Origin of the sequence: Tahibacter caeni (assembly GCF_024609805.1) — a bacterium.
Classification (GTDB): Bacteria; Pseudomonadota; Gammaproteobacteria; order Xanthomonadales; family Rhodanobacteraceae; genus Tahibacter; species Tahibacter caeni.
This window is the reverse complement of the sequence record NZ_JANFVR010000397.1, coordinates 1-3,865: the sequence shown is the minus strand read 5'-3', so window position 1 is coordinate 3,865 and position 3,865 is coordinate 1. Positions and strand designations below refer to the sequence as shown.

The window sequence follows — 3,865 nt, the reverse complement described above, 5'->3', positions numbered from 1 at the left end:
GAGGGCGCGCTGCGCAGCGGCGCGGCCGTCGCCGAGCTCGAGCGCGCCGCCGCGGCGGACTGGCCTGGGCTTGCGCGCGGGCTCGAGGCTGCCGGCCTGGGCCAGGAGCGGCGCAGCCTGCGCCTGATGCCGGAGGATCTGCGCTGGGAGTGGACGTCCGACACGGCGCTGCGCGTCGAATTCGCGCTGCCGGCCGGCAGCTACGCGACGACTCTGCTGCGCGAGCTCGCCGCGTTCGATGCGGCGGCGCCGGCCTACGCGGTGCAGGAATAGCCGCCAGCCGCGCTCGCTGTAGCGGAAATCGCGAGTTGGGCGCGCGCGGCTTCCGCCCCTGGAGACGCTTCCTATACTGGATTCCACCAGGCGCCGGAGGGCGGCGCGTGATCCAGTCCCCGTGAGGAGGTCGTCATGAACAAGTGGATACTCAGCAGTGCAGCGGTCGCGATTGCCGGCCTGGCGCTGACCGGTTGCGCGAGCTCCGGCGGCAGCCGCATGAGCGGCTCGCATTACGACGATCGCGTCGATCAGGAGAAGATCGTCTCGGTCAACAAGTGGGCCAACGACCGCGGCTACAGCGTGACCTGGGTCAACCTGCCGCGCAAAGGCTACAAGGACGACAAGAAGGACTGAGCCGCCGGCGCGCCGGCAGCCTGCGCCGCGGCGCGCGCGCCGCCCGCGTCAGGATTTGCGCGCCTTGAGCAGGACCAGTGCCGCGCCCGTGCCGCCCTGTTCGGCGCGGGCCGAAGCGAAAGCGACGACGTCGTCGCGCTGCCGCAGCATGCGGTCGACCAGCCGCTTGATGACCGGGCCCGCGGCGCGCGAACGCAGGCCCTTGCCGTGAATCAGCTTGACGCAGTGCAGGCCGCGCTGGTGCGCCTCGGCCAGGAAGCCGACGATGGCCGAACGCGCGACCTCGGCCGTCATCTGGTGCAGGTCGATCTCGTCCTGGACGCTGAAGCTGCCGCGCTTGAGGCGCTTGAGCAGATCCGGCCGATAGCCGTCGCGCAGATAGCTGAGTTCCTCGCCGACCTCGATCTCGGCCGGATCGATCGGCATGGTCATGAGTTCCTCGAGCACGCGCGCCTCGTCGAGCTCGAACTGGCGCGGCTCGGGCGCCGGGCGCGGCATCTCCCGCGCCGGCTCGGTCGCGACGTGGCGGCGCACCGGGCCTATGGCTTCCTCGAACAGCGCGCGGTCCTCGTCGCTGACCAGCGGAGACAGGCGGGAGCGTTTGCGCATCGCGGACGGCTTCCTGGGGAGCCGGAAAGATCAGGACCGCCGCCACCTTACGCCATCCGTACGTGAGAGCGCAGCGAATTCCGCTAAACTTTCCGCCTGTTTCCGCGGACGCTTCGCATGCGAGTTCTGGTTTCCAACGACGACGGCGTCGACGCGCCGGGCATACGCGTACTGGCCGAGCGCCTGGCCGCGGTCGGCACCGTCACGGTGGTCGCGCCCGACCGCGACCGTTCGGGCGCAAGCAATTCGCTGACCCTCGACCAGCCGATCCGCGTCAGCCGCATGGACGACGGCCGCTACCGCGTCGCCGGCACGCCGACCGACTGCGTGCATCTCGCGCTGGCCGGTCTGCTCGACTTCCAGCCCGACATCGTCGTCTCCGGCATCAACAACGCGCCGAACCTCGGCGACGACGTGATCTACTCGGGCACCGTGTCGGCGGCGATGGAAGGGCGTTTCCTCGGCCTGCCGGCGATCGCCGTGTCGCTGGCCTGCCAGAACCACCAGGCCGAGCACTACGAGACCGCGGCTCGGGCGGCCCTCGTGCTGATGCAGCGGCTGCTCGTCGATCCGCTGCCGGCCGACACCATCCTCAACGTCAACGTGCCCGACCGGCCGTGGAACGAGATCCGCGGCTTCGCCGTCACGCGGCTGGGCCGGCGCCACCGCTCGGCGCCGTGCATACGCGAACGCGATCCGCGCGGCCGGCCGATCTACTGGATAGGTCCGGCCGGCGAGGCCGAGGACGACGGTCCCGGCACCGACTTCCATGCCATACGTGAAGGCTCGATCTCGATCACGCCGATCCAGGTCGATCTCACGCGCTACCAGGCGCTCGAGAAAGTCGCCGGCTGGGTCACGAGCCTGCCGCATCCGGCGGAGACAGCGGGCGCATGAGCGCGTATTCGCGCCTGACGCCGGAAGCGCGCGGCCTGGGCATGACCTCGCAGCGGGCGCGCGACCGCCTGGTCGAGCGCCTGCAGGCCGACGGCATCCGCGACCGGCGCGTGCTCGACGTCATGCGCGAGCTGCCGCGCCATCTGTTCGTCGAGGAAGCGCTGGCCACGCGCGCCTACGAGGACACGGCATTGCCGATAGGTCAGGGCCAGACCATTTCGCAACCCTGGGTCGTCGCGCGCATGAGCGAGGCGCTGCTCGAATTCGGCACGCCCCGGCGCGTGCTCGAGATCGGCACCGGCTCGGGCTACCAGGCCGCCGTGCTGGCCGGCCTCGTCGAACAGGTCTACACGGTCGAGCGCATCGAGGAGCTGCTGCGCAATGCACGCCGGCGCTTCCGCAAGCTCGGCATCGCGAACATCCGCTCCAAGCACGACGACGGCCGCCTCGGCTGGCCCGAGGAAGCGCCGTTCGATGCGATCGTACTGACCGCCGCCGGCGCGGAACTCGAGACGGCGCTGCTTGGCCAGCTCGCGCCCGACGGCGTGCTCGTCGCGCCGGTCGGGCCGGCCGGGCGCCAGGAGCTCGTGCGCGTGCGCCGCGACGGCGAGCAGCGCGTGCGCGAGGCGTTGTGCAAGGTCAGCTTCGTGCCGCTGCTGGGCGGCGTACTTTGACGCCGCGTCGCGCCGCGCGCGCGTTCCACGGACGGATCACCGCATGAAACTGTTCAAGCCGCTGTACGAAAAAGCCCTGGTCTGGGCCGCGCATCCGCAGGCCGAGCGTCTGCTCGCCGGGCTGAGCTTCGTCGAAGCCATCATCTTTCCGGTCATGCCCGAGGTCATGCTCGCGCCGATGACCCTGGCGCGGCCGTCGCGCTGGCTGCGCTATGCGAGCGTGAGTCTCGCGTTCTCGCTGATCGGCGCGCTGGTCGCTTATGCGCTGGGCCACTACACCTTCGAGGCGCTGCGGCCGCTGTTCGACAGCCTCGGCTGGCTGCCGCGCATCGATGCGATGGTCGGCAAGCTGCGCAGCGAAGTCGCCGGCAGCGCCTGGGGCGCCTTCGTCATGCTCGTACTCGCCGGGTTCATCCCGGTTCCGCTAAAAATCTTCACCTGGGCCTCCGGCATCGTCGGCGTGCCGATGATCGCGTTCATCCCAGGCATGATCATCGGCCGCGGCAAGCGCGTCTATCTGCTGACCGGCGCGATCCGTCTCGGCGGCGCGCGCGCCGAGGCGCTGCTGCACAAGTACGTCGAGTGGCTGGGCTGGGCCGTCATCGCGCTGCTGGTCGGCGCGGTCGCCTGGTGGCAGCTGCGGCACTGAGGAAGGGCTGGCGATGCAATCCAAGCGCGGAAGAGCGAATCGCAGGGCCGCAGCCGGCACGCTGCTGGCCCTGCTGCTGACGGCCTGCGCGAGCACGCCGCCGGCGCCGGTCGAGGACATCGCGCTGACCGACGAAGCGCCGCGGCCCGCGGCGATGACGCGAGCGGCGTCGGCCGAGCGCAACGTCGCGACGCACAAGGTCGTCGCCGGCGACACGCTGTATTCGATCGCGTTCAAGAACGGCCTCGACTATCGCGAGCTCGCCCGCATCAACCGCATCGAGAGTCCGTTCCGCATCTACGTCGGACAGGAGCTGCGCCTGGCCGAACCGCCGCCGGCCGAGGGCATCGCGGTCGGTGCCGTGCCGGCAGCGGCGGGCGCCGCGACGGTCACGCCGCTGCCCGAC

Annotated in this window: 7 protein-coding genes; 6 read left to right on the top strand and 1 reads right to left on the bottom strand. The window is 70.8% G+C overall.

All coding sequences use genetic code 11. The annotated features are described in order from the left end of the window. Both truD and NON22_RS21475 read left to right on the top strand, forming a co-directional pair. On the top strand, positions 1 to 273 hold a 273-nt coding region (truD, locus tag NON22_RS21480), incomplete at its 5' end, for a tRNA pseudouridine(13) synthase TruD (protein WP_257389036.1). A 135-nt stretch (positions 274 to 408) separates the two neighbouring features. Next, positions 409 to 630 carry a hypothetical protein gene (locus NON22_RS21475; protein WP_257389035.1) on the top strand — a complete coding sequence of 74 codons (222 nt, stop codon included), beginning with the start codon at positions 409 to 411 and terminating at the stop codon, positions 628 to 630. 48 nt (positions 631 to 678) lie between these two features. On the opposite strand, the gene NON22_RS21470 is transcribed toward NON22_RS21475, so the two are convergent. Further along, the gene (locus tag NON22_RS21470; protein ID WP_257389034.1) at positions 679 to 1,239 is read right to left on the bottom strand and encodes a Smr/MutS family protein; all 561 of its coding nucleotides are present in this window, start codon (positions 1,237 to 1,239) and stop codon (positions 679 to 681) included. A 117-nt stretch (positions 1,240 to 1,356) separates the two neighbouring features. Here NON22_RS21470 and surE point away from each other — a divergent pair, with 117 nt between their 5' ends. The 4 genes from surE to NON22_RS21450 form a co-directional block, all read left to right on the top strand. Continuing rightward, on the top strand, positions 1,357 to 2,136 hold the full coding sequence (gene surE / locus NON22_RS21465; RefSeq protein WP_257389033.1) for a 5'/3'-nucleotidase SurE: 780 nt from the start codon (positions 1,357 to 1,359) through the stop codon (positions 2,134 to 2,136). Further along, a complete protein-coding gene (locus NON22_RS21460) occupies positions 2,133 to 2,810 on the top strand; it encodes a protein-L-isoaspartate(D-aspartate) O-methyltransferase (protein WP_257389032.1) in 678 nt (225 codons plus the stop codon). The genes surE and NON22_RS21460 overlap by 4 nt, the downstream gene beginning before the upstream one ends. Positions 2,811 to 2,853: 43 nt before the next feature. Then, positions 2,854 to 3,459 (top strand): YqaA family protein, encoded by a 606-nt coding sequence (locus NON22_RS21455; protein ID WP_257389031.1) that lies wholly within the window; start codon positions 2,854 to 2,856, stop codon positions 3,457 to 3,459. Between the two features lie 13 nt (positions 3,460 to 3,472). After that, on the top strand, positions 3,473 to 3,865 hold a 393-nt coding region (locus tag NON22_RS21450), incomplete at its 3' end, for a LysM peptidoglycan-binding domain-containing protein (RefSeq protein ID WP_257389030.1).

What these genes read in the sequence shown, in the direction of transcription:
- NON22_RS21460 (WP_257389032.1), top strand. Translation starts at nt 2,133, where the DNA reads ATGAGCGCGTATTCGCGCCTGACGCCGGAAGCGCGCGGCCTGGGCATG.
- surE (WP_257389033.1), top strand. Translation starts at nt 1,357, where the DNA reads ATGCGAGTTCTGGTTTCCAACGACGACGGCGTCGACGCGCCGGGCATA.
- NON22_RS21470 (WP_257389034.1), bottom strand. Translation starts at nt 1,239, where the DNA reads ATGCGCAAACGCTCCCGCCTGTCTCCGCTGGTCAGCGACGAGGACCGC.
- NON22_RS21455 (WP_257389031.1), top strand. Translation starts at nt 2,854, where the DNA reads ATGAAACTGTTCAAGCCGCTGTACGAAAAAGCCCTGGTCTGGGCCGCG.
- NON22_RS21475 (WP_257389035.1), top strand. Translation starts at nt 409, where the DNA reads ATGAACAAGTGGATACTCAGCAGTGCAGCGGTCGCGATTGCCGGCCTG.